This is a genomic window from Aeromonas sp. L_1B5_3 (genome assembly GCF_963866575.1).
Classification (GTDB): domain Bacteria; phylum Pseudomonadota; class Gammaproteobacteria; order Enterobacterales; family Aeromonadaceae; genus Aeromonas; species Aeromonas jandaei.
Genome location: NZ_CAWMDN010000115.1, coordinates 29,630 through 46,837 on the forward strand (window position 1 = coordinate 29,630; position 17,208 = coordinate 46,837).

Consider the following 17,208-nt stretch of genomic DNA (forward strand, 5'->3'; position numbering starts at 1 on the left):
CTCAGGGCGCTACTCTTGCCAGCGCCTTGAAATCGGCAAAATCGCGACAAGCCAGCAGACTCCTGCTGGCTTTTTCATTCATCAGCGCCAGAAAAAGATCGTAGAGCCCCATCGCCTCCTCATAGTCTGCCTTGCTGATGGCCAGCACGAAGATGAGGGTGGCGTTTTCGCCATTGCCCCAGTCGATCCCCTGCGGTGCCAGTACGGTATAGGCCAGCGTTCGGCGAGCCTGCAGGCCGAGGGAGTGGGGCAGGGCGATACCCTCGCCCAGCATGGTGGAGACTATTCGCTCCCGCTCCTGCAGGGAGGCCCTGAAGCCGCTCTCTACCAGCTCCTCCGCCTCCAGCTGGCTGCAAATGCGATCAAATAATTCCGCCTGGGTAATCGGCTCGTTGACCACCATGAAATGGTCTGCATCGAAGTATTTGTCGAGCATATAGGGGCGGGTACGGTCGATCAGCACCAGCTTGCCAAGTTGCTCCAGCTGGTACTGGGTCGGGAAGGGGTCTACCTGCACCACCGGCACATCCTTTTCGCTCACCTTGACGCTACTGATGACAAAATCCTGTTTGATCTGCGCCAGCCCTTCGTAATCCCGTACCGATTCCAGCGTGGTCAGCTGCAACTGGGGATACTCTCGCTTGATGCGCGCTTCCAGTACGCGGAAGGTGGCGTTGCCCGCATCGCACAGCAGCAGTGCCTGCGGGCGGCGGGTATAGCCGATATCGTAGTGGCGCTCCAGCCCGACACCGATATGGATCACCAGATAGCCGATCTCGTGGTGAGTCAGCCGGTAAGGAGTCTGCCTGATCCACTCCGAGATGGCTGCCAGCGTGATGTCGTAGGCGAGGGGGTAGTACTGCTTGATGTGGTCTGCCAGCGGATTGTGGCTGCCGATCTGGTACTTGACCCGCAGCAGCATGGCGCTGATGTGGGTTTGCAGGTCGGCTCGCAGCTGCTGGTCACCCCGCAGATCATAGGGGTAGTGCTGGTGGATGTACGTGAGCAGATGTTCCACCAGCTGTTCGCTCTCGGCCGCCATGGCCGGGCTAAGCTGAGGCGTTTCGGCAATCAGGCGCGCCTGGATCTGGATGGCGAGGCAGGCTATCTCCTCTTCTCCCGGCGGGGTGAGGGTCGGCAGTTCGCCATAGATGTCACGGGCGACTGCCAGCAGGGGGGCTGTGAGATCCTCGCTGGCGAATTGGCGCAGCTCGTGGCCAGCGGCCTGGCGCAGCAGGGCGACGGCGCTGTAGATGGCAAGCTGCTGCAAACTCTCGTCGGCCAGACGCAGCTGATGACGGCTCAACTGGCCGTGAATGTGATTGCCCACTACCTCCTGAGTTTTGCTGGGGCAGAGGTTGGGCAGCAGGCTCTGCAGGGGATGGTTGTTGAGCAGCTCCTGACAGAGCAGCTGGGTCAGACAGGCGCGGATTGCCGTCTCGCTCCCCTGTACCCGCATGCCCACCCTTGGCTTGCTCTCGACCGCGAGGCCAAAGTGAGCCAGCTGTTCCCGCACTTCCGCCATATCGCCCTGTAGCGCCGTCCGGCTCAGGTACCAGGTATCGGCCAGCTCATCGAGCTTGATCCCCTGCTCTGCCGTCAGCAGCAGGATCTGCAGATGCAGCACCCGCTCGCGACTGGTACGCGGCAAGGTACTCTCCTGTCCCTGCGCTGCCAGCAATGCCTCAAACAGCGTCTGATTGTAGATCTTCAGCTGGTAGCCGCTGCCACGCTGGTGGATCAGGTGGGCACCGTGAGTGGCAATCAGCTCGTTGAGGGTCGCCACATCGGTGCGCACCGTGCGGGTGGAGACATTGAGGCGGCGTGCCAGCTCTTCCTGCGGCAGTGGTTCGGCATGAAGTTGGGTCAGCAGCTGGTGCAGTCTCGGGTGGGGCAGCTTGATCATGTGGGGATGAGCGTCTCCTGTTGCACGATAAAAGGACCGATGTTAACAAGCATGTCACCAGCAGGCCAGGCACCGGTCAGTGATTAAACCGGTGCTCGTGACTGCCATCACGCCAACAGTCGTTTCACCGTGGCCAGCAGAGTCCGTACATCATCAGGACGGGTCTGACCGCTCGCGCTGTCGATGATGGAACTGTAGACGTGGGGGATCACCTTCTCGACCCCGGCATCCAGCGCGATTCGTACAATCTCTTCAAAGTTGTCCAGGTCGATACCGCCGGTGGGCTCCAGCCAGAAACCGTGGCGGGCACAAGCCTCGGCCACCGCCTGATACTCGTCGCGGCAGGCCAGCCCGCCCATGGGGAAGAACTTGACCGAGCTGCCGCCCATATCCTTGAGCAGGGCGATGGCGGTATCGATGGGGACAATCCCGTCCGGCTGCCCGGCGCTGAGCGGGCCGGTGGAGATCTTCACCATGCCCGGCATGCCGGTGGGGGAGATCAGGCCGTTGACCAGCGTTTCCGACTGGCCGAGCAGCGCCCTGCTGGCGCCAACGCCAGTGAACACCTGGTTGACGTGCTGGGGCTGTAGCTGGCAGGCCAGCTCGGCCACCATGGCGGATTGACGCGGATCACCGGCCCCCAGCCCGATGGAGAGAGCGTTATCGATAAGCTTGGCGTACTCCTTCATATCAGCAACTGCGGAGGGAATATCAGGGTAGTTTTTGGAGAGCACACCGACCAGCACGTGGCCTTCGGCTGCGTCGTATACCTCGACGGCATTCTCTTTGGAACCTGCCAGCACGTTGAGACATACCCGATCTCGGTAGTAGTTGGGGGTAAGGGACATCAGCGATTCTCCTGAACGAGGTTGGCAATGGCGGAGTGGATTTGGTCGAGCTGGGGCACGGTGACGCTGCGCACATCGATCTCGATATGCCCCTCGTTGGCCTTGTAGCCACGGCAGTAGATGGCAGGTGTGCCCTGTTGCAGACGGCTGACGACCTGCACAGTGGTCATGCCGATCTGCTGGTGGTCGAAGGCGATATCGGTGCGGGCGATGTCGCGCCCTGCGCTGTCCCACACCACCTTGGCGGTGACGCCGGGCAGCTGATTGAGGCGCTCGATGAAGGGGGTCATCTTGGCGACCATGGCGGCGCCGCTCTCTTTCTCTTTGGCTAGATAGCGCTCGATGGCGTAGGTCAGGCCAAGGATCCCCTCCTTGCCCACTTTCATGGCGCGGCCGATGCCGTTGGCCTGCTGCTTGACCCACTCCACGTACTGACGCTTGCCGAGTACCAGCCCGCTGGTGGGCCCTTCAATGGCCTTGGCGCCGCTGTAGATGACCAGATCCGCACCTTGGCTGTAGTAGAGGCGCAGATCCTCCTCGGCGGCTGCATCAACGATGAGCGGGATCCCGTGTGTCTTGGCTACTTCGGCGGCCTCGGCCACCGACAGAATGCTCTTCTGCACGCAGTGGTGGGATTTGATGTAGAGGATTGCTGCTGTGTTGGCATTGATGGCTGCGGCCAGCTGAGCCGGGGAACATTCGTTGGCGTAACCGGCCTCTATAACTTTGCCGCCACCCAGATTGACCATGGTGCCGACCGGGGCGCCGAAGTTGACGTTGTGTCCCTTGGGCAGCACGATTTCGCTTGGCACGTCATGGGGGTGGGCATGCAGGTGCTCGAGGCGGTAGGGGTCGCCGCGTACGATCACGGCGGCCACTGACTGGGCGATGCCGGCGCTGGCACACGAAATGACCACTGCATCTTCCACTCCCAGCAAGCCAGCCAGGTAGGCGCCGGTCTTGTTGACCAGATCCTTGACCTCGAAGTAGTGGCCGAGGCCGAAATTGACAGCATCGACCACCTCCTGCTCGGGGGTGGAGACGCCGAGAATGGTCATGCGCCCGGAGGCGTTGATCACCGGTTTGAGCTGATATTTCTCATAAACAGAAGGCATGGTGTGATTTCCCATAGTGAGTCAGAACCAGTTCGCCGCCGACCAGGACGGCGAGAGGCTGCAGTTGTTGGTCACCGCGGCGAGACTGGGCTTCGGTATCCATAAACAGGGTCGGGCCGCTGGCGACCTCGAACAGGGTCAGATCGGCATCGGCACCTACCTCGAGCCGCCCCTTGCCGGAAAGGCGCAGGGCATCGGCGGCCTGATGGGTGACGCAGGCGAGCACCTGCGCCAGCGTCATGCCGATGGCGAGAAACTTCGACATCACGTGGGCCAGACTGTAGACCGGCCCCTTGATGCGGTTCTTGCAGTAGATGTCTGAGCTGATGGTGCGGGGCAGGATCCCCTGCCGGATAGCCAGCTCCGCCACCTCGAAGCTGAAGCTGGCACCGCCGTGGCCAATGTCGAGCAAGAGGCCCCGCTGCATCGCCTCGCGCACCGCCTGACGCAACTCGCCAGCCGGGGTCAGGATGCGGTTGGGCTTGCCGTTGAAGCAGTGGGTCAGCAGATCGCCATCCCCCAGCAAGGCAACTATCTCGTCCAGATCCGGCGGCGTGTTGCCCACGTGCACCATCAGCGGTAGCTGGCCGTGGGCCTGTTGCAGCGCCTTGGCCATGCGCAGCGGTTGCAGGCCGTTCTCACCCACCACGCTGCCGCTCATCCGCGCCTTGATGCCGACGATAAAGGCGGGGTGGCGGCGAATGGCTGCCGAGGCGAGATCCATATCGAGGTCCCGGCTATCTGCCAGCTCGTTCTGGCGTAGCAGACCGATGCGGGAGATGTTGAGCAGGGCATGCACCCGGGTCTTGCAACCCGCAGCGATCTGCTGGAAGTCATCCACATCATCGGCTCCGGTGCTGCCGGCGTCGATGACGGTGGTGACGCCGGACTCTACGCCCACCTTGTCCGGCTCATCGTGATAGATGGGGGAGGTGGGGTAGCAGTGGGTGTGGCCGTCGATCCAGCCGGCGCTCACATGCACCCGGCCGCCGAGCTCCAGTGTTTGCCGCGCCGTTGCCGTCCCCGGCAGGGAGCCGATGGCGGCGATTTTGCCCTCCCTGATGGCGATATCGACGAGCTGGCCATCTCCCTGGCGTCCCGCTTTGATGATCATGTCGTACATGCAGATGACCTCTGGCGAGCCGCCCCGCAGGGCGGCTGGAGCTTACACAAGGGCGACCGGAAAGAAGGTGCCCAGTAGCATGGCTCCCAGGATGGCACCGCCGGTGATGGGCTTGCCCCACACGTAGAACAGCAGGGCACCCAGCAGGGAACCGATACCGATGGGGATGGAGGCACCCATGGCGGAGAGGATGATGAGGGGGCCGAGGAAGCGGCCAGAGCTGTTGCCAGCTCCCATCATGACGTCTGCACCGTAGGTGGAGTTGCTCTGGTTGATGGTGAACTTGCGCGCCAGAATGATGACATAGCCGATGGCCAGACCAATCCCCATGCCGGTTGCCAGCGAGGCACCGAAGTTTTCCACCGGATAGACGATGCCGGCTCCCAGCAGCAGGGCGGGCACGCCGAGGCCGACCCCGGTCTGGATGGCACCGCCGATATCCAGGATCCCCACCAGGGATCCCTCGATGATGCGGGCGAACAGGAAGCTGGCACCGAACGCGGCTACCGCGCCGTAGGCACCCGTATCCATTCCCGCTTTCAGCATGGCGACGAAGGCTACCTCGTTGAAGGCACCGACCCCGTACAGATAGAACATGTGGGTTCCGGCAAAGACCCCGGCCGAGAGCAGGCCAACGAAGATGGGGAATGACCAGTCGGCATACCAGAAGTTGTTTTTCAGTTTCTCATCCATGGTGTGACCCCTTATTTGCCGCTCAGCAGGTTATGGACGTTTTCCAGCCACAGGGGGACACCCATATGGAAGGATTCAATCAGTTTCATATCGAAGCCGCGGAAGAAGCCGCTCAGCACAAACAGCAGGACGATGGCCGCCATCATCACCTTGGTGACGTGGTTCCAGCCGCTCTCTTCCACGCCCTTGCCGATCAGGATGCCGAGCACCAGACCCGGTACCGCGTTGCCCATGATGAGCTGGGCCAGACCGCCGAAGATGGTGGCCCAGAAACCGGACTTCTTGCCCGCCTCAATGGCTGCCAGCCAGAAGATCACCGGCATGACGGTATTGACCAGCAGGTTGGCGGCCGGTACCAGCACCTTGACCGCAGTGACCTGCAGGGCGGCCGGTACGGCGGCGGCCGTGCTGTTGAGGAAGGCGACCACGATGGCGCCTATGATGCCGCCGGCGATGGCCATCTTTTTCGGGTCGTGCAGGGTGGTGGCGAGATCCCGGTTCTTGAACAGCAGTGCCGCCGTGGCCCAGTGCGGAATGATGCGGTGATCCACATCCTGGGTGAAGGCGCCCGCCGCCACGGTGGAGGCCCAGGCGTTGAAGAAGAAGCCCAGACCAAACGAGAAGTGGGAAGCGGGATCCCCTTCGCAGGAGTTGAGTTCGCCCAGGGTGCGGAAGGCGCCCATGCCCTGTACGGTCGGGGCGTGGAACATCCGCGCCGCGCCGGCCCCCACCCCGACGCCAACCAGGCCGCCAATGATGAGAGACTTGATAAATATGATTAGAAACATCCAACGTATCCTTCTTGTGGGGTGGTGCCGGTCAGGAGATCACACCTGGGTGAACGTCACCCTGGCGACGTCGAGACTGGTGACCTGAACCGTGATCTCCAGCTGGACGCGGTATTCGCGGCGCTGGCGCGGCAGGAAGAAGAACAGGAACTTCTCCACCCGGACCGACTCCTCGGCTTTGAGCACCTGTACATCGACCGGCTCAATGCGCAGCAGTACCTGCTGGTTGTCCTTGAGCAGTGTGGGTTGCACCTGGCTGAGGGCGGAGGCAAACGCCTGCTGACGGGTGGTTCCCTTGCCGCTGACGGTGACCTTGGTGGTGAAGTTCTCTTTCATCAGGCGTGTCCGTGTTTCTTGGCGAAGGCTTCGACCAGTTTCTGGCCCAGCTCTTCCTTGTCCATGAAGCCAAAGCCCAGCACGACGCAGCCTTCGTTGATGGCGGTGACGCCCTCTTCAATGGAGCGCATGCCGTAACGGCACTTGTAGCCGTACTTGGTCTGGGCGGTGATGGCACCGGCGCCGCCGCTGCCGCAGAAGGAGATTCCCAGATCTGCCTGCTCCTTGTTCATCACGTCGCCGAGCTTCATGTCGGCGGCCATGCCGGGGATGATGGTCACGCTGGCTCCGGCTGCTTCCGCGCCAGCACCCACTTTCTGACCCTTGCCGAGACGATCTCCAATCACGAGTTTGATGGCAGTCATTTAGTTATCTCCTGTTACTGAGCTGAGTTCGTTTTCTTTGGCTACTTCAAAATGGACGGACAAGAGGTGTGCCTCTTCGTAGGCGAGTCGCTCCAGCCAGCTGACAACCTGCTCGGCGAGACGCAGGGAGAGGGGAGAGATCTCCTCAAACAGGCTGAGGTCAACTTCCGGCAGCGGTTCACCGCTGTGGGAGCGCCACACCATGGCTTTGACGTGGGAGGCCAGCATCTGCTGCTGTACCTCGTTGGGGCGGATGCCCTGATCGCCCAGCAGAATATGAATGCGTGCCAGGATCTGGTCGGTCTGGCGCAGCAGCGCCGGGCTGTCCGGGGTCAGGGTCTGGTCATGAGTCTCTGTTTGCAATGTCTGCTCTCCAAGGCTGGCAGAAGGGATGGCTCTACCCTAAGCCGGCACGGCTGGAGAGAGGAGGCAGCTTTTTTCCGATTCGAAGCGGAAATTCCCGTCATCCGGGGTCAAAGAGGACCCTTTGTTGGCAAAAGAGAGTGGAAGGGCTCCGAACGAAGCTGAATTAGTGTGAGCGGCGGCGCACTTTTCCGTTTTCAGCTGGCAGCTGAGCCTTGGCGAAAAGTGTGAATTGCCTCACGCAGGCGGGGCGTATTTATGAAACAGCGGGCAAGAAAAAGGGCGGTTGCCCGCCCCTGAACGATGAGATGAGGTCGAGGTTAGCTGGCGCCTGCCGAGCTGGCGGCAGCCCGGCTCTGGTAGCGCAGATCCTCTTCGATGGTCACTACCACCTCGAGCGGCTTGCCATCGCGGAAGACCGAGATGGAGAGCTTGGTGCCGGGGCGACTCTCGACGATCTTGTCCATGGCGGCACGTACCCCGGTGATCGCTTCACCGTTGATCTTGAGCAGCACGTCACCCCGTTGTAGGCCGCCTTTGGCCGCCGGGCCGACCGGATCCAGACTCTCGACGATGAGGCCGCGCAGTTCGCCCAGGTTCATCATGCGGGCGACGATGGGGTTGATCTCGACGCTGGAGATGCCGAGATAGCCACGAATGACGCGGCCGTTGGCGATCAGCTCGTCCATGATCCGCTTGGCCAGCCGGTAGGGGATGGCGAAGCTGATGCCGTAGCTCTCCTGATTGCCGTTGAGGTGATAGGTGGCGGTGTTGATGCCCACCAGATCGCCCCGGCCGTTGACCAGAGCGCCGCCTGAGTTGCCGGCATTGATGGCGGCGTCGGTTTGCAGCAGATCCTGCCGGCCATTGCTGTCCGGCCCCATGCTGGAGAGACCGGTGCGACCGGTGGCACTGATGATCCCCTGGGTGATGGTCTGGCCGACGTTGTAGGGGTTGCCGATGGCAAGCACCACATCGCCCACCTCGGGCTGGTTGTTCTGATCCTGCGGGATCACCGGCAGGTTATCCGATTCGATGTAGAGCACCGCCAGATCGGTGAGCTGATCGGTGCCGACCAGTTCGGCGCTGAAGACTCGGCCATCCTGGAGGGCGACGATGATCTGATCGGCATCGGCGATGACGTGGTAGTTGGTCAGCACATAGCCGCGCTGGTTCATGATGACGCCTGAGCCCAGCCCCTGTGGCTGCAGCTGTCCGCGATTGCCCTGATTGGAGGCAAAGCTGCGGGTATAGATGTTGACGACTGCCGGGCCGGCACGGTGGGCGGCGTAGGAGAAGCTCAGTTCGCGGGCGTTGGTGATCAGGCCGGGCAGCTGAGCCCCGCCACGGAAATTGGGAAACAGCAGCAACAGCAGTGCGGCGACGGTCAAACCGAAGCCGATAGACTTGCCCAAGTAACTGACTAAAGAGGGGATTTTCATGTCATTCTCATCCGTGCTGGCTGCGGGCAGAGAATAACACTATCAATGGATAAAAATCACCCGCGGCGAGTGCCGCGGGTGATGGGGGATTAGCGGATTACCAGATAGAGGGAAGAGTCGCCGCGCTGGATGTTGAGCGCCAGTACGTCCGGCTTGCTCTTGAGCGCTTTGGTCAGTTCACCCAGGGTGTTGATGCGCACCCGGTTGACCCCGATGATGATATCGCCCTTCTGCAGGCCGGAAGCGGCAGCCGCAGAGCGGGGGTCGATATCGGCCACTGCGACGCCGGAGACCGGGTCGGTAGTGGTACTCAACTTGGCCCCTTCCAGTGCCGGGTGCAGGGCGCTGGCGCGCACCTCGCTGTCATCGGCCTGCTTCAGGGTGACCTTGGCGCTCTGGGCCTTGCCATCACGGATCAGCCCCAGCTCGACCTGCTTGCCGGCGCCCATGGTGGCGATCTTGGCGCGCAGCTCGCCGAAAGAGCGAACCGGCTTGCCATCGATGCTGACGATGATATCGCCCGCCTTGATGCCCGCCTTGTCGGCCGCAGAGTCCGGCATCACCTGGTTGACGAAGGCGCCATCCTTCTTGTTGTAGCCGAAGGTTTTGGCGATGTCGGAGGTGAGCTCGGTGCCGGTAATACCCAGCTGGCCGCGACGTACTTCACCGTACTTGACGATCTGGTCGGCCAGATCCCGCACCATGTTGGAGGGGATGGCGAAGCCGATGCCGATGTTGCCACCGTTGGGGCCCAGAATGGCGGTGTTGATACCGATCAGCTCGCCACGCAGGTTGAGCAGGGCGCCGCCGGAGTTACCGGAGTTGATGGCCGCATCGGTCTGGATGAAGTTCTCCAGATTTTCGATGTTGAGGCCGCTACGGCCGAGCGCACTGACAATCCCGGAGGTGACGGTCTGACCCAGACCAAAGGGGTTGCCGATGGCCAGCGCATAATCACCGACCCGCAGCTCGTCGGAGTCGGCGAACTTGATCTGCACCAGATCTTCCGCCTTGATTTGCAGCAGAGCGATGTCGGATTGTTTGTCCTCACCGATCTTCTTGGCCGCATACTCGCGACCATCTTTCAGGTTGACCTTGATCTCGTCCGCCTCGTGAACCACGTGGGCGTTGGTGATCACGTAGCCCTTTTTGGCATCGATGATGACGCCGGAGCCGAGCGCCTGGAAGGGCTGCTCGCTCACCTGTTCGTCAGGCATGTTGGGGCCAAAAAAGAAGCGGAACTGCTCGGGCAGGCGCTGGCGGGTCACTTTCTTGCCAGAGACTGAAATGTTGACCACGGCCGGAGTGACCTGCTCCAGAACTGGTGCCAGACTCGGCATCTCCTGGTTGGAGCCTAACAGGGAAGGCAGTGCAGCCTGAGCAGGGGCCGCAGACATGGCGATACCGACACTGAGGGCTAGCACACTGAGCATGGAAAGAGGTTTACGCATATGAAAAACAGCTCCCAGAAAAAGTTGCATTGCAATCGTCAAGGTCAGACCACAGACGTTCCCGATTAGTTCCGCAAGGGACTGACCCGCTTACTTGAGCAGACCGGAAGAGGCGCCGGCATAGTCGCGGGGCGGTACGCCCGGCTCGGCTTCGGTCTTGGTCTCTTCTTCTTCCGCCAGGACTTCGCGGAACAGCGGCTCCTGAGCCTTGGCCAGGAACTTGCTCTGCTCTGCCATGTGGCGATAGAGGGTTTGATACTGCTCGGCCAGCTGCTCCATCAGTGCCGCACTGTCGGCAAAGTGGGTATTGATCTGGCCCTGATAGTTTTCGAGCTCTTTATGGGCCTTTTTCAGCTCCTGTTCCAGACGACCGGCGTCACGGCTGCGAACCGAAAAACGGCCGATGATGATACCGACGATCAAGGCTGCGACAGCCAGCAGGATCCCAATTGACAGACTCATAGATGCTCCTTGTTACAGCTAAAACAGTGTGTGTTCATGCGGCCGGATGAGCCGCCATGCCTTGATGGCACTATACCGTGCGTCCTGAGGCCGTGATACCATTTTGTCCTCTATTCAGGGAGTTGGAGAGGCCCTCAAGGATGACACCGCAGCAAAAATACCAGCAGGATCTGCTACGACCCGGCGTGCATGCCGACCCCGCTCAGGGGATGGCCATCAGCAGGCTGGAGCGACTCTATCAGGATTTGCTGCATCGCCCGACTCCGACCAGATCCCGTGGGCTGTTTGGCTGGTTGCAAAAGCCCAGGGCGCAGGAGCCCATCCTGGGGATCTATATGTGGGGTGGAGTGGGCAGAGGCAAGACCTGGCTGATGGATACTTTTTTCGACAGCCTGCCAGGGACGCGGAAAATGCGCTGCCACTTCCATCGCTTCATGCAACGGATCCACGATGAACTCAAGGCGTTGAGCGGCCAGGCTGACCCGCTCAAGCTGGTAGCTGCCAAGCTGGCCGGCGAGACGGACATCATCTGTTTCGACGAATTTTTCGTCTCGGACATTACAGATGCCATGTTGTTGGGCACGCTGTTTCAGGAGTTGTTCGGTCAAGGCGTCGTGTTGGTGGCAACCTCAAACATTCCGCCAAAGGATCTTTACCGCAACGGCTTGCAGCGAGCCCGTTTTCTGCCAGCTATCGAGCTTATCGAGCGCCATTGCGAAATACTTAACGTGGACGGCGGCATCGACTATCGCCTGCGTACACTGGAGCAGGCCGAGATTTATCACTGCCCGCTGGATCTGCAGGCAAAAACAAATCTCGATCGCTATTTTCAGCAATTAACCGGGGGGCACGAGGCCTCCGGGGGGCGTTTTGAGGTCAATCATCGTCAGCTGACGTCGCTGGGGATGGGAGAAGGGGTGCTCTATATGGATTTCGAGCAACTTTGCTGCACTCCCCGCTCCCAAAACGACTATATCGAGTTGGCCCGGCTGTTCCACACCGTGCTGCTGGCCAATGTTCAACCAATGGGCAGAGGCACGGATGACGCGGCCCGCCGCTTCATCGCCATGGTCGACGAGTTCTATGAACGGCATGTCAAACTCATCATGTCGGCCGCCGTGCCCATGACGGAACTCTATGGTGAAGGGCTGCTGAATTTCGAATTCCAGCGCTGTCTTTCACGGCTTCAGGAAATGCAATCGCACGAATACCTTGCCAGAGTGCACCTTCCTTAGTCACAATACCGCGCCTGCCAGTCGGATGGGCATCTGCGGCAGGTAGGGCCGGGCGACATTTGCTAGCTTCATGGCAGTGAAATTAGCAGGTGATATTTAAGGCAACTTCACTTATAATCGCCCGGCCCACGTTACAGCTGTCGATAAGACAGCAACACTTTAAGCTTTACTTGTATTCGAAGGGGTACAGGTAGGCCATCGTTTGTTGTTTGTGGGAGAGCCCCCATAAACAATTGGGTCTGTAACAGGTAATTGGGTTTAACTTAATGAAAACTTTCGTTGCCAAGCCAGAAACCGTAAAACGTGACTGGTACATTGTGGACGCAGAAGGTAAAACTCTGGGTCGTATCGCAACCGAGATCGCTGCTCGTCTGCGTGGTAAGCACAAAGCTGAATACACTCCGCACGTTGACACCGGTGATTACATCATCGTTGTAAACGCTGAGAAGGTACGTGTTACCGGTAAGAAAACTACCGACAAAATGTACCACGCTCACTCCGGTTTCCCGGGTGGTATCAAGTCCATCAGCTTCGACAAGCTGATTCAGCGTAAACCGGAAATGGTAATCGAAGCTGCTGTTAAAGGCATGCTGCCGAAAGGTCCTCTGGGCCGTGCCATGTTCCGTAAACTGAAAGTTTACGCAGGCGCCGAGCACGCTCACGCTGCTCAGCAACCTCAAGTACTGGATATCTAATCGGGAACTGGCAACATGGCAGAAAATCAATACTACGGTACCGGCCGTCGCAAAAGCTCCACTGCTCGCGTATTTATCAAAGCGGGTAGCGGTAAGATCGTAATCAACCAGCGCTCCCTGGAGCAGTACTTCGGCCGTCCGACTGCCCGCATGGTAGTTCGTCAGCCGCTGGAACTGGTTGAGATGACCGAGAAACTGGATCTGTACATCACCGTTAACGGTGGTGGCATCTCCGGTCAAGCTGGTGCGATCCGCCACGGTATCACTCGTGCTCTGATGCAGTACGACGAAACCCTGCGTTCCGAACTGCGTAAAGCTGGCTTTGTTACTCGCGATGCCCGTAAGGTTGAGCGTAAGAAAGTCGGTCTGCACAAAGCTCGTAAGCGTCCGCAGTACTCCAAGCGTTAATTCGCTTCTGGTACTCACTCTTTCGAGTGTCAAAAAAGCCTGGCAACTGCCAGGCTTTTTTTATTGGTGATCTTTCCTGCCGCAATGCTAACCATACGTCACAAAAGACAAAAAATTGTATATTTATTGTTTTCTTGGACTACCTCTCTTTCTTGTCAAGTTGTTATCTTTTCTTTAAAATTTCCTCGGTTTTTCTGTGGCAATTGTAACTCCAGCTTCCGCCGCTGTTGTCACGGGAAAAGGGGAACAGGGACACAATAAGAATGTGCGGAGTCCACATGGGAGAGTTTTTGGATGAGCAATGCGCCAGTTGATACCGGTCGCCGCAGATTTCTTACCTGGTCAACGGTTGCCGTTGGCGGGGTAGGAGCTGCGTTTACCGCAGTGCCGTTTATAAAATCATGGAACCCGAGCGCCAAGGCCAAAGCCGCTGGCGCCCCGGTTGAAGTCGACATCAGCAAGTTGGAACCGGGTCAGCTCATCCGTGTCGAGTGGCGAGGCAAGCCGGTCTGGGTGGTGAACCGCACCAAGCAGACGCTGGATGCGCTCTCTGCGCATGACGACAAGCTGCGGGATCCCTCATCCGAAGAGCCGCAACAGCCTGACTATGCCCACAACGGGTATAGATCCATCAAGCCGGAAATCTTCGTGGCGGTAGGCATCTGCACCCACCTCGGGTGTTCGCCCTCCTATTTGCCGGACAGCTTTGGCGAGCAGGTGCAAGGGGTCACATCCGGCTTCTTCTGCCCGTGCCATGGCTCCAAGTTCGATATGGCTGGTCGGGTATTCCAGGGGGTGCCTGCACCGCTGAACCTGGTCATTCCGCCATACAAATTCATCAACGACACCACCATTCTGGTCGGTGCCGACGGCAAGGAGGCCTGATCATGTTGAGCAAACTGATGGGCTGGATCGACTACCGGTTCCCGCTCACTGCCATGTACAACGACCACATGGCCAAGTATCCGGCACCGAAAAACCTGAACTTCTGGTACTTTTTCGGCTCCCTGGCGATGCTGGTGCTGGTTAACCAGATCATCACCGGTATCTGGCTGACCATGAACTACAACCCCTCTGCGGAAGGCGCCTTTGCCTCCGTCGAGTACATCATGCGGGATGTGGATTACGGCTGGCTGCTGCGCTACATGCACTCAACCGGCGCATCCGCGTTCTTCATCGTGGTCTATCTGCACATGTTCCGCGGCATGATCTACGGCTCCTACCAGAAGCCGCGCGAGCTGCTGTGGATCTTCGGCATGCTGATCTTCCTCTGCCTGATGGCGGAAGCCTTCATGGGCTATCTGCTGCCGTGGGGTCAGATGTCCTTCTGGGGGGCTCAGGTCATCATCTCGCTGTTCGGTGCCATTCCGGTTATCGGCGACGATCTGACCCTGTGGATCCGCGGTGACTACGTTATCTCCGGCGCCACCCTGAACCGCTTCTTCGCGCTGCACGTCATCGCGTTGCCGCTGGTGCTGGTGATGCTGGTTGCGATGCACATCCTGGCGCTGCATGAAGTGGGCTCCAACAACCCGGACGGCATCGACATCAAGAAGCACAAGGACGAGAACGGCTGGCCGCTGGATGCGGTAGCATTCCACCCTTACTTCACCGTCAAGGACATGATCGGCGTCGCCGGCTTCCTGTTCATCTTCTGCGCCATCATCTTCTTCAAACCGGACATGTGGGGTTACTTCCTCGAGAAGCCGAACTTTGAAGTGGCCAACGGCCTGAAGACCCCGGCCCACATTGCGCCTGTGTGGTACTTCACCCCCTTCTATGCGATTTTGCGTGCCGTACCCGACAAGCTGCTGGGCGTTATCATGATGGGTCTCTCCATCGTGGTGCTGTTCCTGCTGCCCTGGCTGGATCGCTGCAAGGTGCGTTCGGTGCGCTATCGCAGCAAGCTGCACAAGCTGAACATCGCCCAGTTTGTGGTCTGCTTCATCATCCTGGGTGTTCTGGGGGTGCTGCCATCGACCCCGACCCTGACCCTGATTGCTCAGGTGTGTACCTTGGGTTACTTCGGTTTCTTTGTCCTGCTGTTCTTCTATAGCAAGAACGAAAGCACCAAGCCGCTGCCAGAAAGGGTGACATTTAAATGAAAAAAATAATATTTGCAGTGCTGACCCTGCTGCCATCTCTGGTGTTTGCCAATACCGGAGCCGTGCATCTGGACAAGGCCAACTATGACCTGAGTGACAAGGCGTCACTGCAGCGTGGTGCGGCCACGTTCATGAACTACTGCTTCGGGTGCCACAGCACCCAGTATCAGCGTTACAACCGGGTGGCCGAGGATCTGGGGATCCCGGCCGATCTGATGGCGTCCAATCTCATCGTCAACGGTGCCAAGATTGGTGACCTGATGGAAAACTCGGTGCATGACAAGGATGCAGCCAAGTGGTTTGGTGCGGCGCCTCCCGATCTGACGCTGGTTGCCCGTGTGCGTGGTGCGGACTGGATCTACACCTATCTGCGCTCGTTCTACGTGGATCCGACCCGTCCGTTTGGCGTGAACAACGTGGTGTTCCCGTCCGTGGGCATGCCGCACGTGCTGGAGCCGTTGCAGGGCACTCCGCGCGCCGAGTTCGCCACCCACACGGTCGATGGAGTCGAGACCCAGCAGGTTGTCAGCATCAAATCTGACGGCAATGGTGAAATGAATAACGAAGAGTATGATCAGACGGTGCTGGATCTGGTAAACTTCTTGGTCTACTCGGCTGAACCGGTCAAACAGGAGCGCGAACGCATGGGCTTCTGGGTACTTGGTTTCATCGTGATCTTCTTCATCTTCACTGTGCTGTTGAAGAAGGAATTCTGGCGCGACGTTCACTAAGCGACCAGATCCGGGTAATATAATGCACGGCAATGAAGACCATAGAGGCTTCATTGCCGTTTCTGCTTTTAAATGACGGGAGGGTTCAATGGCTGTAGCTGCCAATAAGCGTTCGGTAATGACGCTGTTTTCCGGTGCCAACGATATGTTCAGCCATCAGGTGCGTATTGTCCTGGCGGAGAAGGGTGTTAGCGTGGATATTTGCCAGGTTGACCCTGCCAACTTGCCGGATGAACTGGCTGAGCTGAACCCCTACAACTCTGTACCGACCCTGGTTGATCGTGAGCTGGCACTCTACACCTCGCGCATCATCATGGAGTATCTGGACGAGCGTTTCCCGCATCCGCCCCTGATGCCTGTCTACCCGGTAGCCCGTGGTAACAGCCGTCTGATGATGCACCGTATCGAGCTGGACTGGTACTCGCTGGCCGACAAGATCATGGCTGGCACCGATGCTGATGCTGCGCGCAACGAGCTGCGGGACAACCTGCTGGCCATCGCCCCGATCTTCGGTGAGATGCCCTACTTCATGAGCGAAGAGTTTGGTCTGGTGGATTGCTACATGGCTCCGCTGTTGTGGCGTCTGCCGAGCCTTGGCATCGATCTGACCGGTCGTGGTGCCAAAGAGCTGAAGGCCTACATGGTTCGCCTGTTCGAGCGTGAGTCCTTCCAGGCTTCCCTGACCGAGGCCGAGCGCGAGATCCGTGCCGGCGTATGAGCATGGAACCGACAATGACCCCGAGCCGCCCGTACTTGTTACGGGCGTTTTATGACTGGTTGCTGGACAATGACCTGACCCCCCATCTGGTGGTCAACGTCAATATCCCCCATGTGATGGTACCGATGCAGTTCGCTCAGGATGGGCAGATTGTGTTGAACATAGCGCCACGCGCCGTGGTGCAGTATCACATGGATAACGAAGCGATCAGCTTCAGCGCCCGCTTTGGCGGTGTCTCCCAGCAGGTTTACATCCCGATGGCGGCCGTGCTGGCCATTCATGCCCGGGAAAACGGTGTGGGCACCATGTTCCCGCCCGAGCCTGGCTATGACATCTGGCTGGAGCAGGCCGAGGCGCCGGTGGAGACAGAGCCGGAACCGCCGCGTCCAAGCGGTCGTCCAACCCTGAAAGTGATCAAATAAAA

The 17,208-nt window shown here is 59.3% G+C and carries 20 protein-coding genes; 8 read left to right on the forward strand and 12 right to left on the reverse strand.

The window, feature by feature from the left end:
* Window position 1: 1 nt before the first annotated feature.
* The 12 genes from AACR93_RS12145 to AACR93_RS12200 all read right to left on the reverse strand — a co-directional run bounded on the left by AACR93_RS12145 (window position 2) and on the right by AACR93_RS12200 (window position 10,892).
* Window positions 2-1,906, reverse strand: coding sequence for a BglG family transcription antiterminator (locus AACR93_RS12145; RefSeq protein ID WP_043850964.1), 1,905 nt, complete (start codon window positions 1,904-1,906; stop codon window positions 2-4).
* Between the two features lie 107 nt (window positions 1,907-2,013).
* Window positions 2,014-2,754, reverse strand: coding sequence for a 2-dehydro-3-deoxy-phosphogluconate aldolase (gene dagF, locus AACR93_RS12150; protein WP_043850965.1), 741 nt, complete (start codon window positions 2,752-2,754; stop codon window positions 2,014-2,016).
* On the reverse strand, window positions 2,754-3,869 hold the full coding sequence (locus AACR93_RS12155; RefSeq protein ID WP_043850966.1) for a DgaE family pyridoxal phosphate-dependent ammonia lyase: 1,116 nt from the start codon (window positions 3,867-3,869) through the stop codon (window positions 2,754-2,756). The genes dagF and AACR93_RS12155 overlap by 1 nt, the downstream gene beginning before the upstream one ends.
* The gene (locus tag AACR93_RS12160; RefSeq protein ID WP_043850967.1) at window positions 3,853-4,992 is read right to left on the reverse strand and encodes an amidohydrolase/deacetylase family metallohydrolase; all 1,140 of its coding nucleotides are present in this window, start codon (window positions 4,990-4,992) and stop codon (window positions 3,853-3,855) included. Before AACR93_RS12160 ends, AACR93_RS12155 begins: the two co-directional genes overlap by 17 nt.
* Window positions 4,993-5,034: 42 nt before the next feature.
* Entirely contained in the window at window positions 5,035-5,685 is a 651-nt protein-coding gene (locus AACR93_RS12165) for a DUF4310 family protein (protein WP_005355144.1), read from the reverse strand.
* 11 nt (window positions 5,686-5,696) lie between these two features.
* Window positions 5,697-6,473, reverse strand: coding sequence for a DUF4311 domain-containing protein (locus AACR93_RS12170; RefSeq protein ID WP_005341754.1), 777 nt, complete (start codon window positions 6,471-6,473; stop codon window positions 5,697-5,699).
* A gap of 39 nt (window positions 6,474-6,512) precedes the next feature.
* On the reverse strand, window positions 6,513-6,809 hold the full coding sequence (locus AACR93_RS12175; protein WP_033115448.1) for a DUF4312 family protein: 297 nt from the start codon (window positions 6,807-6,809) through the stop codon (window positions 6,513-6,515).
* Window positions 6,809-7,174 carry an SFCGS family glycine-rich protein gene (locus tag AACR93_RS12180; RefSeq protein ID WP_033115447.1) on the reverse strand — a complete coding sequence of 122 codons (366 nt, stop codon included), beginning with the start codon at window positions 7,172-7,174 and terminating at the stop codon, window positions 6,809-6,811. The genes AACR93_RS12175 and AACR93_RS12180 overlap by 1 nt, the downstream gene beginning before the upstream one ends.
* On the reverse strand, window positions 7,175-7,537 hold the full coding sequence (locus AACR93_RS12185; RefSeq protein WP_042030112.1) for a transcriptional regulator: 363 nt from the start codon (window positions 7,535-7,537) through the stop codon (window positions 7,175-7,177).
* A gap of 320 nt (window positions 7,538-7,857) precedes the next feature.
* Complete coding sequence (gene degS, locus AACR93_RS12190) at window positions 7,858-8,979, reverse strand: outer membrane-stress sensor serine endopeptidase DegS (RefSeq protein ID WP_043850968.1); 1,122 nt, start codon at window positions 8,977-8,979, stop codon at window positions 7,858-7,860.
* Window positions 8,980-9,068: 89 nt separating this feature from the next.
* Complete coding sequence (locus AACR93_RS12195) at window positions 9,069-10,430, reverse strand: Do family serine endopeptidase (RefSeq protein WP_041210133.1); 1,362 nt, start codon at window positions 10,428-10,430, stop codon at window positions 9,069-9,071.
* 90 nt (window positions 10,431-10,520) lie between these two features.
* On the reverse strand, window positions 10,521-10,892 hold the full coding sequence (locus tag AACR93_RS12200; protein WP_041210134.1) for a YhcB family protein: 372 nt from the start codon (window positions 10,890-10,892) through the stop codon (window positions 10,521-10,523).
* A 140-nt stretch (window positions 10,893-11,032) separates the two neighbouring features.
* Between AACR93_RS12200 and zapE the strand changes: the two genes are divergently transcribed.
* The 8 genes from zapE (at window position 11,033) to AACR93_RS12240 (ending at window position 17,206) form a co-directional block, all read left to right on the forward strand.
* A complete protein-coding gene (gene zapE / locus AACR93_RS12205; RefSeq protein ID WP_043850969.1) occupies window positions 11,033-12,127 on the forward strand; it encodes a cell division protein ZapE in 1,095 nt (364 codons plus the stop codon).
* Between the two features lie 266 nt (window positions 12,128-12,393).
* Window positions 12,394-12,822: a 50S ribosomal protein L13 gene (gene rplM, locus AACR93_RS12210; RefSeq protein WP_005341737.1), complete on the forward strand. Its 429-nt coding sequence runs from the start codon at window positions 12,394-12,396 to the stop codon at window positions 12,820-12,822.
* A gap of 15 nt (window positions 12,823-12,837) precedes the next feature.
* Window positions 12,838-13,230, forward strand: coding sequence for a 30S ribosomal protein S9 (gene rpsI / locus AACR93_RS12215; protein ID WP_005336286.1), 393 nt, complete (start codon window positions 12,838-12,840; stop codon window positions 13,228-13,230).
* Between the two features lie 294 nt (window positions 13,231-13,524).
* Window positions 13,525-14,115 (forward strand): ubiquinol-cytochrome c reductase iron-sulfur subunit, encoded by a 591-nt coding sequence (gene petA / locus AACR93_RS12220; RefSeq protein WP_041210136.1) that lies wholly within the window; start codon window positions 13,525-13,527, stop codon window positions 14,113-14,115.
* A gap of 2 nt (window positions 14,116-14,117) precedes the next feature.
* Complete coding sequence (locus tag AACR93_RS12225) at window positions 14,118-15,335, forward strand: cytochrome b (protein ID WP_043850970.1); 1,218 nt, start codon at window positions 14,118-14,120, stop codon at window positions 15,333-15,335.
* Window positions 15,332-16,066 (forward strand): cytochrome c1, encoded by a 735-nt coding sequence (locus tag AACR93_RS12230; protein WP_033115439.1) that lies wholly within the window; start codon window positions 15,332-15,334, stop codon window positions 16,064-16,066. The genes AACR93_RS12225 and AACR93_RS12230 overlap by 4 nt, the downstream gene beginning before the upstream one ends.
* A gap of 88 nt (window positions 16,067-16,154) precedes the next feature.
* Complete coding sequence (gene sspA, locus AACR93_RS12235) at window positions 16,155-16,784, forward strand: stringent starvation protein SspA (protein ID WP_033115438.1); 630 nt, start codon at window positions 16,155-16,157, stop codon at window positions 16,782-16,784.
* Window positions 16,781-17,206 carry a ClpXP protease specificity-enhancing factor gene (locus tag AACR93_RS12240; RefSeq protein WP_043850971.1) on the forward strand — a complete coding sequence of 142 codons (426 nt, stop codon included), beginning with the start codon at window positions 16,781-16,783 and terminating at the stop codon, window positions 17,204-17,206. Before sspA ends, AACR93_RS12240 begins: the two co-directional genes overlap by 4 nt.
* The last annotated feature ends 2 nt before the right edge of the window (window positions 17,207-17,208 follow it).

Excerpts from the sequence above, each read along its gene's own strand:
- AACR93_RS12145 (WP_043850964.1), bottom strand. The coding sequence starts at position 1,906 with ATGATCAAGCTGCCCCACCCGAGACTGCACCAGCTGCTGACCCAACTT.
- dagF (WP_043850965.1), bottom strand. The coding sequence starts at position 2,754 with ATGTCCCTTACCCCCAACTACTACCGAGATCGGGTATGTCTCAACGTG.
- AACR93_RS12155 (WP_043850966.1), bottom strand. The coding sequence starts at position 3,869 with ATGCCTTCTGTTTATGAGAAATATCAGCTCAAACCGGTGATCAACGCC.
- AACR93_RS12160 (WP_043850967.1), bottom strand. The coding sequence starts at position 4,992 with ATGTACGACATGATCATCAAAGCGGGACGCCAGGGAGATGGCCAGCTC.
- AACR93_RS12165 (WP_005355144.1), bottom strand. The coding sequence starts at position 5,685 with ATGGATGAGAAACTGAAAAACAACTTCTGGTATGCCGACTGGTCATTC.
- AACR93_RS12170 (WP_005341754.1), bottom strand. The coding sequence starts at position 6,473 with ATGTTTCTAATCATATTTATCAAGTCTCTCATCATTGGCGGCCTGGTT.
- AACR93_RS12175 (WP_033115448.1), bottom strand. The coding sequence starts at position 6,809 with ATGAAAGAGAACTTCACCACCAAGGTCACCGTCAGCGGCAAGGGAACC.
- AACR93_RS12180 (WP_033115447.1), bottom strand. The coding sequence starts at position 7,174 with ATGACTGCCATCAAACTCGTGATTGGAGATCGTCTCGGCAAGGGTCAG.
- degS (WP_043850968.1), bottom strand. The coding sequence starts at position 8,979 with ATGAAAATCCCCTCTTTAGTCAGTTACTTGGGCAAGTCTATCGGCTTC.
- AACR93_RS12195 (WP_041210133.1), bottom strand. The coding sequence starts at position 10,430 with ATGCGTAAACCTCTTTCCATGCTCAGTGTGCTAGCCCTCAGTGTCGGT.
- AACR93_RS12200 (WP_041210134.1), bottom strand. The coding sequence starts at position 10,892 with ATGAGTCTGTCAATTGGGATCCTGCTGGCTGTCGCAGCCTTGATCGTC.
- zapE (WP_043850969.1), top strand. The coding sequence starts at position 11,033 with ATGACACCGCAGCAAAAATACCAGCAGGATCTGCTACGACCCGGCGTG.
- rplM (WP_005341737.1), top strand. The coding sequence starts at position 12,394 with ATGAAAACTTTCGTTGCCAAGCCAGAAACCGTAAAACGTGACTGGTAC.
- rpsI (WP_005336286.1), top strand. The coding sequence starts at position 12,838 with ATGGCAGAAAATCAATACTACGGTACCGGCCGTCGCAAAAGCTCCACT.
- petA (WP_041210136.1), top strand. The coding sequence starts at position 13,525 with ATGAGCAATGCGCCAGTTGATACCGGTCGCCGCAGATTTCTTACCTGG.
- AACR93_RS12225 (WP_043850970.1), top strand. The coding sequence starts at position 14,118 with ATGTTGAGCAAACTGATGGGCTGGATCGACTACCGGTTCCCGCTCACT.
- AACR93_RS12230 (WP_033115439.1), top strand. The coding sequence starts at position 15,332 with ATGAAAAAAATAATATTTGCAGTGCTGACCCTGCTGCCATCTCTGGTG.
- sspA (WP_033115438.1), top strand. The coding sequence starts at position 16,155 with ATGGCTGTAGCTGCCAATAAGCGTTCGGTAATGACGCTGTTTTCCGGT.
- AACR93_RS12240 (WP_043850971.1), top strand. The coding sequence starts at position 16,781 with ATGAGCATGGAACCGACAATGACCCCGAGCCGCCCGTACTTGTTACGG.